This window comes from Rummeliibacillus sp. GQ308, from assembly GCF_059759115.1.
Genome location: NZ_JCAXDQ010000002.1, coordinates 163,402 through 180,436, shown reverse-complemented (window position 1 = coordinate 180,436; position 17,035 = coordinate 163,402). Strand labels below are relative to the sequence as shown.

The following is a 17,035-nucleotide window of genomic DNA, read 5'->3' as shown; positions in this document are numbered from 1 at the left end:
ATTTTGACATAATCCTTATCTAAAAACAAGCAATTCTATAAGCTACTTCCATGTATTTTCAAAATCTTCTTCTTTAAAACCTAAGGTGATTTTTTGACCATCTGTAACGATAGGTCTCTTTAGAAGCATACCGTCTGACGCAAGCAATGCAAGCTGATCTTCCTCGCTCATATCCTTTAGACGATCTTTCAGCTCAAGTTCACGATATTTCTTCCCAGAGGTGTTAAAGAACTTTTTCAGCGGCAAGCCACTAAGCTTCCAAAACGATTTAATTTCTTCCGCAGAAGGCGTACTTTCAACAATGTGACGCTCCGTAAATGGAATATTGTGATTCAGCAGCCAAGCTTTCGCTTTTTTGCAGGTTGTACAGTTAGGATATTGTATTAAATTGATTGGCATAAACATTCCTTCTTTCCTCTACAAATACTCCTACTATTGTAGAGCGACACTTATTTATACGCAAGGAATCCGGCCACATGATTAGTATGACCGGATTCCAAAGGTTTATTTACTTACGATTAGACTGTATATTTTTCAGCTGAGATTAATTTAACAGATGCATGGCGTTTTTTAGAAATCAGGTTGTAAGGTGTATAGCGAGTCAATTTGCGCAATGCAGATAATAGCATGCGTGATTCATCACCTTCCACTGATGCCAAAATAGTTTCTTTTGCTTCTTTTTCAATTTCAGCAAATGCTTCTTGGCAGAAGATTTCTGTATACAAAACTTTTTGTGCCGCTTTATCAAACCCATCACGGTTAAGCGCTTTTTCAGAACGTAATACAACAGATTCCATTGCAAATAGCTGGTTCGCGATATTGGCAATATTCACAAGGACTTCTTGTTCTTGCTCTAATTTTGCACCAAAGCGTTGTACTGCTGTACCTGCAGCCAATAGAGCAATCTTCTTCGCCATTGTTACAAGGTGTTTTTCTTGTGCTAATGGCTCATCACCGATTTCTTCTGGCATCATTGACAACAATTCAGCTTGCAGGCTTTGTGCTTGTTGCAATAAAGGTAGTTCGCCTTTCATTGCTTTTTTCACAAATGTGCCTGGTACAATCAATCTGTTAATCTCATTCGTACCTTCAAAGATACGGTTGATACGTGAGTCACGGTAGATGCGTTCTACTTCGTATTCTTGCATATAACCATAACCACCATGCAATTGTACAGCTTCATCCGCGATATAATCTAATGTTTCAGAACCAAATACTTTATTGATTGAACATTCGATTGCATATTCTGCGATTGCTGCAGCTACTTTTTTGCCGTCTTTTTGCTCTTCAGGGCTTAAGTGGCTCATGCGTTCTTCAAAGTAACCAACTGTACGGTAAATTAGCGATTCTGATGCATACAATCTTGAAGCCATTGTCGATAATTTTTCTTTTGTTAAGTTAAAGGAAGAGATTGGTGTGCCAAATTGTTGGCGTTGATTTGTATAAGCAATTGCCAATTCAAGCGCGCGTTTTGAAGCACCAATTGAACCTACGCCCAATTTGTAACGGCCGATATTTAAAATGTTGAATGCGATCACATGGCCGCGTCCTACTTCACCAAGCAAGTTTTCAACAGGTACTTTCGCATCTTCTAAAATTAGAGTACGAGTTGAAGAAGACTTGATCCCCATTTTCTTTTCTTCTGCGCCTGTTGATACGCCAGGGTAGTTGCGCTCAACAATGAATGCTGAGAATTTATCGCCATCTACTTTTGCATATACAACAAATACATCAGCAAAACCAGCGTTTGTAATCCATTGTTTTTCACCGTTCAGAATGTAATGAGTTCCTTCTTCGTTTAACTTGGCAGTTGTTTTAGCGCCCAATGCGTCAGAGCCTGATCCTGGTTCTGTTAATGCATAAGCAGCAATCAATGCGCCAGAAGCTAGTTTTGGCAAGTATTTTTGCTTTTGGTCCTCATTGCCGAATAATACGATTGGCAGTGAACCGATTCCTACATGTGCACCATGTGTAATTGAGAAGCCGCCTACTCGTGCCATTTTTTCTGCAATTAACGCAGATGAAATCTTATCAAGACCAAGGCCTTCATATTCTTCTGGTACATCGGCTGCCAACAAGCCTAATTCGCCAGCTTGCTTTAATAAACGCACGGAATGTTCAAATTCATGATTTTCTAGATTTTCCACAACAGGTAGTACTTCATTGTGTACATAGTCTTCTGTTGTTTTAGCAATCATTTTTTGTTCATCAGTGAAATCTTCCGGAGTGAATACACGATTTGCTTCCAGATCCTCTGTTAAAAAACTGCCGCCTTTAATTAGGTTTAATGTATTTTCTGCCATTCTGAATCTCTCCCTTTATTTAAATTTATCTTTAAGCACAAGGTGTATTTCTACTCTATAATATTTCGAAGACGCCAGCTGCGCCCATACCGCCGCCGATACACATGGTAACAACCCCGTATTTTTTACCTTGGCGTTTTAACTCATGAATCAGCTTTAAGGTAAGCACTGTGCCTGTTGCACCTAAAGGATGACCAAGAGCAATAGCTCCTCCATTTACGTTTACCTTTTCTAAATCAATGCCCAATTCACGAACGACTTGGATTGATTGTGAAGCAAACGCTTCATTGATCTCCCATAAATCAATATCCTCTATTGATAAACCTGCAATTTTCAATGCTTTTGGTACCGCCACAATTGGACCAATCCCCATAACTTCAGGAGGCACTCCGCCCACTGCGAAGCCTAGGAATTTTGCCATTGGCTTTAGACCTTGCTTTTCTGCCTCTTCACGGTCCATGACTAGCACAGCCCCAGCTCCGTCTGATGTTTGCGAAGCATTACCAGCTGTTACTGACCCTTTAATAGAAAAGGCAGGGCGTAATTTGGCTAATGTTTCAGCAGACGTGCCTACACGAACACCTTCGTCCTTATCAAAGGTAAATGTTTTGACTTGCGGTTTATTATTTTCATCTACATAGTGCTGCTCTACTTCAACCGGCACAATTTCATCTGCAAATTTACCTTCAGCAATAGCTTTTGCAGCTCTTTCATGTGAGCGTACAGCAAATGCATCTTGATCTTCTCGGCTGACTTCGTATTTCTTAGCTACTTCTTCCGCAGTATGGCCCATGCTCATATAATACTCTGGCGCTTCTTCTGCTAGTTTAAGATTTGGTCGAATGACATGCCCCATCATTGGCACCATGCTCATCGACTCCGTACCGCCTGCAATGATTGCTGTTGCATGGCCAAGCATAATTCGTTCAGCTGCGTAAGCAATCGACTGCAATCCGGAAGAACAAAAACGGTTGACGGTCACGGCCGGCGTTGTATCAGGAAGTTCTGCCAGTGCACCTACCATGCGAGCAACATTCATTCCTTGCTCCGCTTCCGGCATCGCACAGCCTATAATTAAGTCATCTATTGGACCTTCGTATCCCGAACGCTTCAAAGTTTCTTTCACTACTAATGCGCCTAAATCATCGGGTCTTACAGTTGCTAAAGACCCTTTCTTTGCTTTTCCGATCGGTGTTCTCGCACCTGCTACTATTACGGCTTCACGCATGTGTTTTCCCCCTTCGTGCATGGTAACGATTAGTTACGCAGCGGTTTGCCTTTCATTAACATATATTGCATTCTCGCTTGTGATTTTGGATGACTTACAAGGCTGATAAATGCCTCTCTTTCCAAATTCAACAGGTACTGTTCATCCACCAATGTACCGTATGGGACATTTCCGCCAGATAGAACATAAGCCAATTTTTTAGCAATATAGAGATCATGTTCACTGATATAACCTGACTGCAATAGGTTCTGAGCACCAAGCAGCAATGTCGCATAGCCTGGTTTACCTGTTACTGGTACTTTTTCGCGAATCGGCGCTGTGTAGCCTGCTTCTGCCATCGCCAATACAGCTTGTTTTGCATCATATAATTGATGATCAGCATTCACGCTAATGCCATCTGCGAAATCTAAGAAATTGTTTTCTCTTGCCTCTTCGCCAGAAGTTGAAGTTTTAGCCATTGCAATTGTTTCGAATACTTTTGATGCGATCGCTTGTAAATCAACATCCACGCCTTTTGGCAAACCTTTTAGATGCTTGATATATAGCTCTTTGTTTCCGCCACCGCCAGGAATTAACCCAACGCCTGCTTCCACTAAGCCCATGTAGGTTTCCATCGTTGCTTGAATATGAGGTGCCGGTAAGCAAACTTCACTTCCGCCACCAAGCGTCATGCCAAATGGAGCTACTACAATCGGTTTTTCTGAATACTTGATACGAAGCGTTCCTTGTTGGAATGTATTCACAATATAATCAAGTTCAAACAAGTTGTCGTCTTGAGCTTCCATCAAAATCATCGCTAGATTTGCTCCAACTGAGAAGTTTTTGCCTTGGTTCCCAATGACCATCCCTTTGTACTGATCTGATTGATTTAGAAGATCTAATCCGTGATTTAAGATTTGCATAATATCGAGACCAAGCGCATTTGATTTCGAATGGAATTCTAGCAATAATACGCCATCGCCAAAATCTATTAAACTAGCGCCAGAATTGCTTTTCAGAACGCCATGTTTTTTCTTGTAGCGTTTTAGATCGATTGATTTTTCATTAACGGGCACTAATTTGTATTCCTGGCCGTCAAAGTATGCTAAGTCTCCATCAATCTCTGAATAGAACGTTGTATAACCTGCATCTAATAGAGATTTTACAAATGAAGGGATTTCGTAGCCTTCCGCTTTCATTTTCTCTACTGACTCTGCTACGCCGATGGCATCCCACATTTCGAATGGTCCCTGTGACCAGCCAAAGCCCCATTTCATTGCATTGTCGATAGCCACAATATCATCAGCGATTTCGCCTACTAATTCTGCCGAATAGACTAAGGTCGGAGCAAAGACACTCCATAACAATTCACCTGTACTGTCATTTGCATAAGTTAATGTTTTTACTTTAGCTGCCAAACCTTTTTGTTGCTTCGCCATTTCAATAGAAGGAGTTTTTAGCTTCTTCACAGGCTCATATTCAAATGTGTCTAAGTTTAGCTCTAAGATTTCTTTACCTTTTTTCACAAAGAAGCCTTGGCCTGATTTAGCGCCTAGCCAGCCTTTTTCAACCATTTGTTGAAGATAAGAAGGAACTTCGAATACTTTTTGCTCTTCCCCTGTTGTGTTTTCGTGTACGTTGTTCGCCACATGGACGAATGTATCTAAACCCACAACATCTAGTGTGCGAAGAGTAGCCGATTTCGGACGGCCGATTAATGTACCAGTTACCGAATCAACCTCACCCACTGAATATCCTTTTTCCTTCATGACTTGCAAGGTTTTCATTAAGCCGTATGTACCGATACGGTTGCCGACAAAGTTAGGCGTATCCTTCGCAATAACAACGCCTTTGCCTAAGCGGTCTTCACCGAATTCCTTCATAAATGAAACGACTTCCGGCAATGTATCCTGTGCTGGTATCACTTCAAGCAATTTTAAGTAGCGTGGCGGATTGAAGAAGTGTGTACCAAGGAAATGTTGTTTGAAGTCCTCTGAGCGCCCCTCTGCCATTGCATTAATACTGATGCCTGATGTATTGGAACTGATGATGCTGCCTTGTTTTCTAGCTTCATCAATTTTTTTATATAAATCTTTTTTGATTGCTAAGTTTTCAACGACAACTTCAATGACCCAGTCAACCTCGCTTAATGCTGATAAATCATCTTCTATATTGCCGACTGAAATTAATTGAAGGTTCTTTTTTGAAGTTAGTGGCGCTGGCTTTTGTTTTAACAGCTTTTGTACAGCTGTAGAAGCAAATCGATTGCGGACTGCTGGTTGGTCTAATGTTAGCCCCTTTGCTTCTTCTTCTTTTGTAAGCTCTCTTGGCACGATATCAAGTAATAATGTAGGAATGCCAACATTGGCTAAATGAGCCGCAATGCCTGACCCCATTACCCCCGAACCAATAACAGCCGCTTTTCTAATATGATAAGCCATGAGCGAATCCTCCCTTTCCCCTTTTGAATGAATACTCATTCATTTTATAATCAAAAAAAATAAAACTTCCTTATCTGTCATTTATTTTAGACTATTAATTGTATTTTCGCAATGAAAAAATCTGACTTTTATAAAAAATGTATAGATAAGTAGTTTTTACTTTTTCTACTTTCTTAAAGTCTACTGATAATTCGCTTCGCTCTAGACGGCGCTTTCCGCGGGCTTGGCTTCAATCTCCTCATCACTTCATTCTTGCGGGGCTTTCAGCTCAAGCTTTTCCCGCAGGAGTCGCCGTCTTCCTCTACGCTGTAAAGTAAAGGTGTGTTCACATTTTTAAGGAATTGAAATTGAACGATTTACTAATAACTTTTAAAGACGTTTTACTCTCAAGTTAAGGGGGTATTTATTCAATAGAGTTAGTTCTTACAAAAATAAAGGAGGATTTTCATAATGGTAAAAAGACAAGTCGTAGGTGTATATGACACAGACAATGAAGCAATCGAAGCAATTCAAGAATTAAAAAGACAAGGTTATACAGCTGATGAAATATCCGTTATCAGTCAAGATACTCAACAAATGGAGAATGTAACAGAAGAAACAGATACGATGGCAGGCGAAGGAGCTGCAACAGGTGCAGCGACAGGTGGTGTGCTAGGCGGTCTAGGTGGTATTTTGACAGGTCTTGGTGCATTAGCTATCCCTGGGATTGGACCTATCGTAGCAGCAGGCCCTATTATCGCCGGTATTACAGGTGCCGCAGCTGGTGCAGGTGTTGGTGGTTTGGCAGGTGCATTAATCGGTATGGGTATTCCGGATGATGAAGCACAACGTTATAATGAGGATTTCGAAAACGGTAAAATCTTAGTCCTTGTGGATTCTGATCATTATACTCCAACAAATACAACAGTCCGTCGTACGTCTGATGTGACTAATGATCCTACTGTAACTAATAACCCTAACCTAACAAATGATCCTAACGTAACCAATGAAACAGTACGTCCAGTTGGTGAAAGGGAAACAATCATTACAGATAGAATCCGTAAAAATTCTTTCTAGGGCAATCTATTCGTCATTGAGAGCCGTTTCTATTCTTCCATGAATAGGAATGGTTCTTTTTTATGTTCGTTACAGGTTTCTTCCCTATTGTTTTCATTCTCCCCTGAAAGGGCATAGAGAGTTGAAAGCTATTTAAAGAATGAATGACAAGCGAGGTGTATATGGCAATGGAAAAACAACCACAAAGCCGCGACCATATCGCGAGAGCGCTTATCCAATTATTGCGCGATGGAAACATTGAATCGTTGTCAAAGGCAATTGATTCAATGGAACCAAGAGAACTTTCAGCACAATATCGAAGGCTACCTCGAAAGCGAATCCCGCTTTTTTTAGAAACAATCGAAACCGAAAAACTGATTTCAATGCTGGCTTTCTTAAATAAAAAAGAACAGCTGCATGTATTAAAAGTTGTCGGTCCTATCCGGTCAACAGAACTGCTGGATAAAATGAAAAGCGAGGATTTATCCTATTTGCTTTCTGATCTTCCTGATAAGCAAGTAGAAAAGTTAATCGCTGAATTGAGGCAAGAAGAAAAAAGAAATATACGTAAGAGGATGAAGTATCCTAAGGATGCAGCGGGCCGTATTATGGTCACTAACTATGTGTGGGTACATCAATCATATTCTGTTTCGAAAACTATCGATAAATTAAAGCATTATAAGGATTTCGCCCATTACTTGAACTATGTGTATATTATTAATGATGAAAAGCAGCTCATTGGCGTTATCTCCTACCGTGATCTTCTTTTAGCGCAGCCAGACGAATGTATTGCAGATGTGATGGAGACATCCATCGCCAAGGTGCTTGATACAACAACTCAAGCAGAGGTTGCTAGAATGATCGGCCGCTATGATTTCGTCTCTCTGCCAGTGGTAAATGAGGATAATATATTAGTAGGCATCATTCGGGCAGATGAAGTGTTTGATATTGTTGTGAGTGAAGCTAATCGAGATATTGAAATGCTGTTTGCTTCTGGGAAAGAAATTGACTTTCGCACGAAACCATTTGTCGCTACTTACCGACGACTTCCATGGCTCATATTGCTATTATTCATTGGTTTAGTTTCAGGAAGTATCATTTCTCGTTTCGAAGCAACACTTGAAGCAGTTGTAGCTCTCGCTTTTTTCATGCCACTTATCGCGGGCATGACGGGCAATACGGGGACACAGTCGCTCGCCGTAGTAGTTCGCGGACTTGCTTCTGAGGATATAACATTTAGGGCCGCATTAAAGCTTATTCTCCGAGAATTAATTGTTGGGGTGAGCCTTGGCATTATTTGCGGAGTAGTCATATCTATCATCGCGTTTATTTGGCAAGGAAGTATGATCCTTGGACTTGTTGTCGGCTCCTCACTCTTATGTACTTTAATCATCGGCACAATAGCGGGTACAGTAATTCCACTTATCTTGAATAAATTTAAGGTAGATCCCGCAGTGGCGTCAGGACCTCTGATTACGACAATCAACGATATCTTGTCGCTGCTTATTTATTTTGGCATTGCTACAATGTTTCTTTCCAAGTTAACGTAAAAAATAGGCTGTCATTCGTTTAGAAAGCCTCCAGCGTTTATCACTTTGCTATAACGGGAATTTAGCCAGCAGGAGGTGTTTTATATGCCATGGACTAAAAAGGATTATCCCGTTTCCATGAAAAATTTAGAAACAGATGTCCGAAACAAAGCGATTGAGATCGCCAATGCCCTGCTGGATGAAGGTTATGAAGAAGGGCGTGCGATTGCCATTGCAACTGCAAAAGCACATGAATATGTGGAAGGAAGCAGCAATGAGCGCCCTCGCTTCGAAGCAAAGCCAAGCGACCATGATTGGGTCTTGAAAAAATCAGACAGTGCGCATGCCATTTTTACTGAAAGCTCCAAAGAAGATTTACTTTCTAAAGGGAAACCTTATGTAAATAAACATGATGGTATACTTGATGTTTATTATGCTGATGGGAAACTTGAACATACGTTATACGAATAAGACTAGCCGCCTTTATTTAAGATAATGGCGGCTTTTTTTATTGAAGGAAAACCCTGCACCTCACGCAATTCTTTTGCGAAACAGGTAATTACCTGTATACGAGCATTTTGTGATAACATACTAGATATAAATGAGACTTTTCCTTTTGGCTTACTCAAATGGCAAAGAGTTTATATAATAAAGACTATGAGGTGTAAATAATGCAACCAATTACAACAACAGAACAATTTAACGAAATCATTTCATCCGCTCAACCCGTTGTGGTGAAATTCTTTGCAGGCTGGTGCCCAGATTGCACACGCATGAATATGTTTATTGATCCAATAATCTCAGACTACAACCAATATACATGGTATGAAATCAATCGTGATGATTTCCCTGAGCTTGCTGAAAAATATCAAGTAATGGGCATTCCGAGCCTATTGATTTTCAAAGACGGCGAAAAATTAGCTCACTTGCACTCAGCAAATGCAAAAACGCCAACTGATGTAATGGCATTCTTAGACGCACAACAAGCTTAAGACACAAAAAAGGCCTACTTCTAACAGTAGGCCTTTTTTCAATCGTTCTCTAATTATTTTAATGGAGGTAAAAAATGCGAATACAGTTGCCCCTAGTTGGCCAATCACAATATGCACCATCCATCCTTGAGAAGTACCGTAACTCCGCATGCGGACCTACTACCGTATTTGTGATTCTTCGCTACCTTTCTCAAGAAGAATATAAAAGCATCAATGAACTCTACCAATCGCTAGGATGCACGCCGATTGGCTTGTTCTCCCATCGCTTGACCCGAAACTTACGGAAGTTGCTGAGCCCATCCTATGACGTGCGCAAATGTAGTGTTGATGATGCTTTAAATGAAATAAATGAAGGACGTCCTGTAATTCTGAAATTTGATCGCTACTTTAGCCTTCATTTTTTTACGAAAGGCGATTTTGATTATCATTATGTGCCAATGATAGGTTTTGAAAAGAAAAAGGATGATTTAATTTTAATCATCCATGATAATGGCAGCCCTTATCAGGATAGCCAAATCCGTGAAATCTCTTATCATAAGAACCGCGCTATTCTTCGTTTCTTTAAGCTAATTCCCCTAAAACATGAGGGAACGAGCATGACGAGAAATGAGTGAATAGCCTTCCATTGTAAGCTGCTCTAATTTTGAATGATCCCAAATAGGCAGTTCACAATCATCAAGTGTACCATCTATCGGTACATTTTTATTAATTCTGGCTAATTGTAGCGACAGTTTCAGGGTTTCTTCATGCTCTTGGATTTTAGAGCGTTGTGCTGGCTTCAAATCATCGATAGATGCTAACACTCCATCAACAGAACCGTATGTTTGAATCAGCTTCAATGCTGTCTTTGGACCAATTCCTTTCACACCTGGATACCCATCGCTCGGATCTCCCATGAATGCTTTAACATCCGCAAAAAGTGGCGGATCAATAGCATACTCTTCCATAAATCGTTCTTCATTATAAATGTTATATTCTGTATAGCCCTTTTTAGTTAATGCAATGGTAGTGGAAGGATTCAATAATTGAAGTAAATCCTTATCCCCGCTTATGACTGTGATTCTAGCTTTGTCGCTCCATTGGTCGATAATCGACCCTATCGTATCATCCGCTTCCATGCCGACAATACCGAAGTTTTGCCAACCGATCATCTCGGATACATCCTTTGCCATATCAAACTGCGGCTTAAGTTCGTCCGGAGGAGCTGGGCGATTCGCTTTATACCCATCAAACAATTCATTACGGAATGTATGAACCCCCATGTCCCAGCAAACAGCAATATGTGTTGGGCGCATAATTGACTGTGCACTTAGCACATGCCTGGCAAATCCTTGGACACCATTAGTCGGCGTGCCATCACTTTTTCTAAAAAATTGATGCATGGGTGCTGTTGCAAAGTACGAACGAAACAATAGCGCCATTCCATCAATGAGCAATAAATGTGGTTGCTTATCCAAAATAAAAATCTCCATTCTAAATACAAGTATACTATGATTATAACAAAAATCGTTTTGAACGTTTACCTCTGATAACTTCTAAGCCTAATAGAATACATTCATCATTCTTTGAAAAATAAATAGAGTGACGAGACCGCCACTCTAAGATGCTTCAAAAACAATATCCTTTACTTCTTAAACCTATTTCCCGTATTAGCGTAAATGAGCATAAATGCTACAACACCAATGAATAAAACGATTCCTACGGTGAATAGCCAATCTGATGCATACACCTCGCTAAGAAGCCAGAACAACATACAGAATGATAATATAAACATCATTTTCCCCATAAATTTGCAAAGTGCAACCGTATCGTAATTTTCTTTTTCTTCAGGTGACATTGTATTGAAGCCTGCAATCAAAGAGGAACCTTTGCCATTGATGAATATAATACCGATCCCTATGAATAATGCGATGACGATTAACATAACAATCATATTTATCCCCCACCTTTTTATGACAGTTAATTTTTATCAGCTTTTTTACGTCTTCTAATAATAATTACTATGTATACGACCACAAATAGGAGGATATAAGAAGTTAAAACAATACCTATCCCCACCCAAAATCCATCCTCAAAGGGCTTGAAGAACCCCTGTGAGGGTGGAATCAGTCTGAAAACTAACTTAATAATAATTAACCCTAAAGCTATACTTAAAGCATCCTTAATATTCTTCATTGCAACACCACCTTGCTGTACCGCCATAAATTCATTAATTCACTTTATTAATACAATTTGTACAAAAAATCATACTTTCTTTTTTTAAATAAGATTTAATTTCGACCATAATCGAATGCTTCGGAGCTTTCATCTTCGCGTAAATTTCTTCTCCATCACGAACTTCTCGGTTGCAAATAGAGCAATATAGCGTACGTTTAAACATTTACAAAACCTCCTCATTCAGGATATTTCTTCATTTGTCATCGCTATGTAATTTATTATTTTTCATTCTCTATATTATTGCACTTTAACCTAAGAGCAATTGGATATAATTAGTTTCTTCTACCATACTTTTACTCTATCCTACATACTGTTGATGGATAACGTCAAGATTATCACTCAATATAGGTGATATTTCAATTCAATTGGGTATTTCAATAAACATAAACAAAGAGACGGCTTGCATAACACATATGCAAAATCGTCTCTTCTCTAAATCTAACACTTTATATTATTGTACAGTAATACGTCCCAAATAACTCGCAACACTTTCAATGTCTACGCTGAAGTTACGGTCTCTATTAAAACTAGACACAACATTTCGCACGTCTTGCCATTTGCCACCCAATTTTGGTGACATCATTTCAACGCCTCTATATTCAACTGCTTGCGCCGCACAGATGGCTTCGATTGCTAGTACGCGACGGCTGTTTTGTATAATTTGGTATGCGTGTCTTGATCCAATTGTTCCCATACTTACATGATCTTCTTGGTTGCCTGATGATGGAATAGAGTCCACTGAAGCCGGATGTGCCAATGTTTTATTTTCAGAAACAAGGCTGGCTGCTGCATATTGCATAATCATCGCACCTGATTGCATACCTGGCTGTGGGCTTAAGAAAGGTGGTAAACCATCATTTAGATGCGGATTTACAAGTCTTTCGATTCTTCTTTCTGATACATTCGCTAATTCAGCAATGCCTATTTTCAAGAAATCCATCGCAAATGCAACTGGTTGTCCATGGAAGTTACCACCTGAGATAACTGTTTCTCCATCATCAAAGATAAGTGGGTTATCTGTTGCTGCATTCATTTCAATTTCTAGTTTTTCTTTAACATAGTTTAGCACTTGCCAGCTTGCACCATGGATTTGCGGGATGCAGCGTAGTGAATATGCATCTTGCACTCGCAATTCACCTTGCACGGTTGTAAGCTTGCTGTCTTTCAACCACTCTAGCATTCTTTCTGCTACTTCGATTTGCTCTTTATAGCCTCTTGCTTCATGAATTGCTGGATGGAAAGCGTCAGTAATACCGCGCAAAGCTTCGACAGTCATAGCTGCAATCCACTCTGCATCGTAAGCAAGCTTTTCTGCCTCAATATAACCGACTACCCCTTGAGCTGTCATTGCTTGCGTACCATTGATTAACGCCAAGCCTTCTTTTGCTTCTAGCTCTATTGGCAATAGAAGCTCATCGCGCCATACTTCTGCAGACGGCACATGTCTTCCGCTTTGGAATACTAGGCCTTCTCCTACTAGCACAAGCGCAAGGTGTGACAATGGCGCCAAATCGCCAGATGCCCCAAGAGAGCCTTGCTGTGGAATGACTGGGTGGATGCGATGGTTAACCATGTAAGCTAAGCGCTCTAGTACTTCTAAGCGGATACCTGAGAACCCTTTCAATAATGCGTTCAGTCGAAGAACGACCATAGCACGCGATACTACTTCGCTGAATGGTTCACCAACACCACATGCATGCGAACGGATTAAGTGAAGCTGTAAAAGTCTCGTATCCTCTTCTGCTATACTCACATCGCTGAACTTACCAAACCCTGTGTTAATGCCATAAACCGTTTTATTTTGTTGTACAATTTGATCTACAGCCGTTCTACTTTTGATTACGGCTTCTCGAGCAGATTCAGCGATTTCAACGCCTTCATTTTCAAAAAGAATAGCTTTCATTTGTTCAATTGTTAATTGGCTGCCGTTTAATACTACCATTGCTCCTTGCTCCCTTCATGTCTACCTCTGATGATCTATGAATCTTGTATCAGCCAATGAGAATTTCTTTTTAACTGCAAAGTGTTGCGAGATTACAGCAGTGATTCTAGGTCTGATTCAGAATCAGAGGAGATGCTCTACATCTCCTCCTGAAATAATTATCCTACTACCTGTACGCCTTTTTTCCATACTTGTTGTACGTGGTTTACACCAAATAGGTATTGTAATTTTTGATAATTTTCTACGTCCCAAAGTACGATATCCGCTTGTTTGCCTACTTCAATCGAACCGACTTTATCTTCCATGCCAATAGCGCAGGCTGCGTTATAAGTAGCAGCACAAAGACTTTCTGCAGGCGTCATGCGCATTGAAATGCAAGCTAGGTTCATGACTAAAGGCATTGAAGTCGTTGGAGAAGAGCCTGGATTACAATCTGTTGAAATGGCCACAGGCACTCCACGGTCTACCATTACTCTGCCACGAGCGGCTTCTTCTCGTAAATAAAGAGCTGTTGCTGGTAGCAAGCATGCGATGACTCCTGCTTCAGCCATCTTTTCGATTCCTTCGTCAGATGCTTTTAATAAATGTTCAGCTGAAATTGCGCCAACTTCCGCTGCCAATTCAGCACCGCCATACGGTTTAATTTCATCTGCATGAATTTTCGGAGTAAGTCCAAGCTCCTTGCCAGCTTCTAAGATTCTTTTTGATTGTTCTGGTGTAAATACATCTACTTCACAGAACACATCGTTGAATACAGCCAACTTTTCCTCCATTACTTTTGGTAGCATCGTTTCAATGATGAGGTTGACATACTCTTCCTCTTTGCCCTTATATTCTGCCGGGACTGCGTGTGCACCCATGAATGTAGGAACCAAGTCGATAGCATGATGCTCTTGCAAATATTTCATAACGCGCAATTGCTTCATTTCTGTTTCTAAATCCAGGCCATAGCCGCTTTTCCCTTCGACTGTTGTGACACCGTGCGCTAGGAATGAATCAAGACGTTTTGAAGTTTGCTCAATCAATTCTTCTTCACTTGCTTCTCTTGTCATTCTTGTTGTGGCATGAATACCGCCGCCAGCATTCATAATATCCATATACGTAGCGCCTTCTAAACGCATTTCAAATTCACGTTCACGGCTGCCGCCAAATGCCACATGTGTATGCGGGTCCACAAGTCCTGGTGTAATAAGGTGTCCTGTTGCATCTACAATCTCTGCTTCTTGTGCTCTAGATTCATAGATTTCTTTCAATTCTGATGTCGTACCGACTGCTTGAATAACTCCATCTTCAAGCCATACGGAGCCATCTTCTATCAAGCCCAACTCAGACATATCCCCTTTAGTCCGTGGTCCGACATGCTCCGGCAAATGCATCGTCACTAGCTGTGCTGCGTGTTGAATCCAAACTGCTTTAGACATTTAAACCCTTCCTATTCATCATTGGTATTTTGATATTTTTTTCTTTTGCTGTTTTTTCTGCTAATTCATAGCCAGCATCCACATGTCTTACAACACCCATACCCGGGTCTGTTGTTAATACACGTTGGATACGTTCTTCAGCTTCTTTTGTTCCATCTGCTACGATTACCATGCCCGCATGCAATGAATAGCCCATGCCGACACCGCCGCCATGATGGACAGATACCCAAGTCGCACCGCCAACGGCATTGATTAGTGCATTTAGAATTGGCCAGTCCGCTACCACATCAGAGCCGTCTTTCATTGCTTCTGTTTCGCGGTTCGGTGAAGCAACAGATCCAGAGTCTAAATGATCGCGGCCAATAACGATTGGCGCTGAGATTTCTCCTGATGCCACCATATCATTGATAATGCGACCAAATTTCGCACGGTCTCCGTATCCTAACCAGCAGATACGTGATGGTAGGCCTTGGAATTCGATTTTTTCGCGTGCCATACGAATCCAATTGCACAAATGCTCGTTATCGCTGAATTCACGTAATAAGACTTCATCTAATTTGTAAATATCTTCTGGATCTCCTGATAAGGCAGCCCAGCGGAATGGTCCCTTTCCTTCGCAGAATTGTGGACGGATATACGCCGGTACAAAGCCTGGGAAGTCGAATGCTCTTTCAAATCCTTCATCAAAAGCAACCTGACGAATGTTGTTACCATAGTCAAATGTGATAGAACCAAGGTCCATCATGTTAACCATAGCTTCTACATGTTTTTTCATTGAATCTTTTGACTTCTTCACGTATTCATCTGGATTTTCTTTACGCAATTTACTTGCTTCTTCCTGTGTATAGCCTACAGGTGTATAGCCATTTAATGGGTCATGCGCAGAAGTTTGGTCTGTTAACACGTCCGGTTTGAAGCCACGTGCAATCATTTCTGGCAGAATTTCAGCAGCATTTCCTAGCAAACCAATTGAAAGCGCTTTACCTTCTGCTTTTGCTTTTTCAGCCATTTCAATAGCTTCATCTAATGTTTTGACTTTCACATCTGTGTAACGTGTTTCGATACGACGGTCAATTCTTGTTTCGTCGACATCAATTGCGATACATACCCCGCCATTCATTGTGACTGCAAGTGGTTGTGCTCCACCCATTCCGCCAAGGCCTGCTGTTACTGTAATCGTATGTGCAAGCGAGCCGTTGAAGTGTTGTTTTGCAAGCTCTGCGAATGTTTCGTATGTGCCTTGTACAATTCCTTGTGAGCCGATGTAAATCCAGCTTCCCGCAGTCATTTGGCCATACATCATCAAGCCTTTTTTGTCTAGCTCATGGAATGTTTCCCAGTTCGCATAGGCTGGCACGATGTTTGAATTGGCGATTAAGACGCGCGGCGCATTTTCGTGTGATTTGAAAATGGCTACTGGCTTGCCTGATTGTACAAGTAGTGTTTCATCGTTTTCTAATTCTTTCAGTGATTTGACGATAGCGTCGAATGCTTCCCAGTTACGAGCGGCTTTCCCAATGCCCCCGTAGACAACTAGCTCGTCTGGATGCTCTGCTACTTCATGATCTAGGTTGTTCATGAGCATGCGAAGTGCTGCTTCTTGTAGCCACCCTTTTGTATGTAGTTCTTTCCCTCTGTAACGAATTACTTTTTCATCTGATATTCCCATAACAGTACCCCCTTTGTATTGTTAACCCTATCATTACACAAATTTTCTGCTTTTTCTATGGAAATAGGCAAAATTTGTCGCATGCTAGCAGACTGCTTTTTTAATGTGTTAAAGGGGTGAAATGAAGAATTGGAAGGGTTTGTTGGCTATGTCATGTTGATTTCCACTACAGGCGGTCGCTTTCCGCGAGCATGGCGTAAGCCTCTAATTTGAAGGCAACTAAAAAATGGTTAGAGAAGAAGTGGAAACAACTTCGCTTTCCGCGGGCGAGCGTTGTGC

16 protein-coding genes are annotated in these 17,035 nt (G+C 40.9%); 5 read left to right on the top strand and 11 right to left on the bottom strand.

From position 1 onward, the window contains the following. Positions 1 to 42: 42 nt before the first annotated feature. The 4 genes from AC6CHJ_RS12055 to AC6CHJ_RS12040 all read right to left on the bottom strand — a co-directional run bounded on the left by AC6CHJ_RS12055 (position 43) and on the right by AC6CHJ_RS12040 (position 5,951). Entirely contained in the window at positions 43 to 399 is a 357-nt protein-coding gene (locus AC6CHJ_RS12055) for an arsenate reductase family protein (protein ID WP_066789288.1), read from the bottom strand. 119 nt (positions 400 to 518) lie between these two features. Continuing rightward, on the bottom strand, positions 519 to 2,303 hold the full coding sequence (locus AC6CHJ_RS12050; protein ID WP_498288731.1) for an acyl-CoA dehydrogenase FadE: 1,785 nt from the start codon (positions 2,301 to 2,303) through the stop codon (positions 519 to 521). A gap of 55 nt (positions 2,304 to 2,358) precedes the next feature. Then, positions 2,359 to 3,531, bottom strand: coding sequence for an acetyl-CoA C-acetyltransferase (locus AC6CHJ_RS12045; protein WP_498288729.1), 1,173 nt, complete (start codon positions 3,529 to 3,531; stop codon positions 2,359 to 2,361). Positions 3,532 to 3,560: 29 nt separating this feature from the next. Then, a complete protein-coding gene (locus AC6CHJ_RS12040; protein ID WP_498288728.1) occupies positions 3,561 to 5,951 on the bottom strand; it encodes a 3-hydroxyacyl-CoA dehydrogenase/enoyl-CoA hydratase family protein in 2,391 nt (796 codons plus the stop codon). Positions 5,952 to 6,401: 450 nt separating this feature from the next. Between AC6CHJ_RS12040 and AC6CHJ_RS12035 the strand changes: the two genes are divergently transcribed. The 5 genes from AC6CHJ_RS12035 (at position 6,402) to AC6CHJ_RS12015 (ending at position 10,121) form a co-directional block, all read left to right on the top strand. Next, the gene (locus tag AC6CHJ_RS12035) at positions 6,402 to 7,007 is read left to right on the top strand and encodes a general stress protein (RefSeq protein WP_498288726.1); all 606 of its coding nucleotides are present in this window, start codon (positions 6,402 to 6,404) and stop codon (positions 7,005 to 7,007) included. A 167-nt stretch (positions 7,008 to 7,174) separates the two neighbouring features. Beyond that, a complete protein-coding gene (mgtE, locus tag AC6CHJ_RS12030) occupies positions 7,175 to 8,536 on the top strand; it encodes a magnesium transporter (protein ID WP_498288724.1) in 1,362 nt (453 codons plus the stop codon). Positions 8,537 to 8,620: 84 nt separating this feature from the next. After that, the gene (locus tag AC6CHJ_RS12025) at positions 8,621 to 8,986 is read left to right on the top strand and encodes a DUF2188 domain-containing protein (protein ID WP_392995927.1); all 366 of its coding nucleotides are present in this window, start codon (positions 8,621 to 8,623) and stop codon (positions 8,984 to 8,986) included. Between the two features lie 200 nt (positions 8,987 to 9,186). Then, on the top strand, positions 9,187 to 9,507 hold the full coding sequence (locus tag AC6CHJ_RS12020; protein ID WP_392995929.1) for a thioredoxin family protein: 321 nt from the start codon (positions 9,187 to 9,189) through the stop codon (positions 9,505 to 9,507). Between the two features lie 74 nt (positions 9,508 to 9,581). Further along, positions 9,582 to 10,121, top strand: a complete 540-nt coding sequence (locus AC6CHJ_RS12015; RefSeq protein WP_498288722.1) for a C39 family peptidase — start codon at positions 9,582 to 9,584, stop codon at positions 10,119 to 10,121. Here AC6CHJ_RS12015 and AC6CHJ_RS12010 read toward each other — a convergent pair. From AC6CHJ_RS12010 to hutU, 7 genes are all read right to left on the bottom strand, one after another. Continuing rightward, the gene (locus AC6CHJ_RS12010) at positions 10,083 to 10,979 is read right to left on the bottom strand and encodes a 5'-3' exonuclease (protein WP_498288720.1); all 897 of its coding nucleotides are present in this window, start codon (positions 10,977 to 10,979) and stop codon (positions 10,083 to 10,085) included. The two genes, AC6CHJ_RS12015 and AC6CHJ_RS12010, sit on opposite strands and share 39 nt — an antisense overlap. A 152-nt stretch (positions 10,980 to 11,131) precedes the next feature. Continuing rightward, positions 11,132 to 11,440, bottom strand: a complete 309-nt coding sequence (locus tag AC6CHJ_RS12005; protein WP_498288718.1) for a DUF3784 domain-containing protein — start codon at positions 11,438 to 11,440, stop codon at positions 11,132 to 11,134. A 26-nt stretch (positions 11,441 to 11,466) separates the two neighbouring features. Continuing rightward, positions 11,467 to 11,682 (bottom strand): hypothetical protein, encoded by a 216-nt coding sequence (locus AC6CHJ_RS12000; RefSeq protein WP_498288716.1) that lies wholly within the window; start codon positions 11,680 to 11,682, stop codon positions 11,467 to 11,469. Between the two features lie 34 nt (positions 11,683 to 11,716). Then, positions 11,717 to 11,887 (bottom strand): hypothetical protein, encoded by a 171-nt coding sequence (locus tag AC6CHJ_RS11995; protein ID WP_158512595.1) that lies wholly within the window; start codon positions 11,885 to 11,887, stop codon positions 11,717 to 11,719. Positions 11,888 to 12,175: 288 nt separating this feature from the next. Beyond that, a complete protein-coding gene (hutH, locus tag AC6CHJ_RS11990; protein ID WP_150285076.1) occupies positions 12,176 to 13,666 on the bottom strand; it encodes a histidine ammonia-lyase in 1,491 nt (496 codons plus the stop codon). Positions 13,667 to 13,824: 158 nt separating this feature from the next. Further along, positions 13,825 to 15,087 carry an imidazolonepropionase gene (gene hutI / locus AC6CHJ_RS11985; protein WP_498288715.1) on the bottom strand — a complete coding sequence of 421 codons (1,263 nt, stop codon included), beginning with the start codon at positions 15,085 to 15,087 and terminating at the stop codon, positions 13,825 to 13,827. After that, positions 15,080 to 16,756, bottom strand: a complete 1,677-nt coding sequence (hutU, locus tag AC6CHJ_RS11980; protein WP_066789333.1) for a urocanate hydratase — start codon at positions 16,754 to 16,756, stop codon at positions 15,080 to 15,082. Before hutU ends, hutI begins: the two co-directional genes overlap by 8 nt. Positions 16,757 to 17,035: the final 279 nt, after the last annotated feature.

Bases quoted from the DNA above. Each gene is read 5' to 3' on its own strand.
- AC6CHJ_RS12055 (WP_066789288.1), bottom strand. From the start codon at position 399: ATGCCAATCAATTTAATACAATATCCTAACTGTACAACCTGCAAAAAA.
- AC6CHJ_RS12050 (WP_498288731.1), bottom strand. From the start codon at position 2,303: ATGGCAGAAAATACATTAAACCTAATTAAAGGCGGCAGTTTTTTAACA.
- AC6CHJ_RS12045 (WP_498288729.1), bottom strand. From the start codon at position 3,531: ATGCGTGAAGCCGTAATAGTAGCAGGTGCGAGAACACCGATCGGAAAA.
- AC6CHJ_RS12040 (WP_498288728.1), bottom strand. From the start codon at position 5,951: ATGGCTTATCATATTAGAAAAGCGGCTGTTATTGGTTCGGGGGTAATG.
- AC6CHJ_RS12035 (WP_498288726.1), top strand. From the start codon at position 6,402: ATGGTAAAAAGACAAGTCGTAGGTGTATATGACACAGACAATGAAGCA.
- mgtE (WP_498288724.1), top strand. From the start codon at position 7,175: ATGGAAAAACAACCACAAAGCCGCGACCATATCGCGAGAGCGCTTATC.
- AC6CHJ_RS12025 (WP_392995927.1), top strand. From the start codon at position 8,621: ATGCCATGGACTAAAAAGGATTATCCCGTTTCCATGAAAAATTTAGAA.
- AC6CHJ_RS12020 (WP_392995929.1), top strand. From the start codon at position 9,187: ATGCAACCAATTACAACAACAGAACAATTTAACGAAATCATTTCATCC.
- AC6CHJ_RS12015 (WP_498288722.1), top strand. From the start codon at position 9,582: ATGCGAATACAGTTGCCCCTAGTTGGCCAATCACAATATGCACCATCC.
- AC6CHJ_RS12010 (WP_498288720.1), bottom strand. From the start codon at position 10,979: ATGGAGATTTTTATTTTGGATAAGCAACCACATTTATTGCTCATTGAT.
- AC6CHJ_RS12005 (WP_498288718.1), bottom strand. From the start codon at position 11,440: ATGATTGTTATGTTAATCGTCATCGCATTATTCATAGGGATCGGTATT.
- AC6CHJ_RS12000 (WP_498288716.1), bottom strand. From the start codon at position 11,682: ATGAAGAATATTAAGGATGCTTTAAGTATAGCTTTAGGGTTAATTATT.
- AC6CHJ_RS11995 (WP_158512595.1), bottom strand. From the start codon at position 11,887: ATGTTTAAACGTACGCTATATTGCTCTATTTGCAACCGAGAAGTTCGT.
- hutH (WP_150285076.1), bottom strand. From the start codon at position 13,666: ATGGTAGTATTAAACGGCAGCCAATTAACAATTGAACAAATGAAAGCT.
- hutI (WP_498288715.1), bottom strand. From the start codon at position 15,087: ATGTCTAAAGCAGTTTGGATTCAACACGCAGCACAGCTAGTGACGATG.
- hutU (WP_066789333.1), bottom strand. From the start codon at position 16,756: ATGGGAATATCAGATGAAAAAGTAATTCGTTACAGAGGGAAAGAACTA.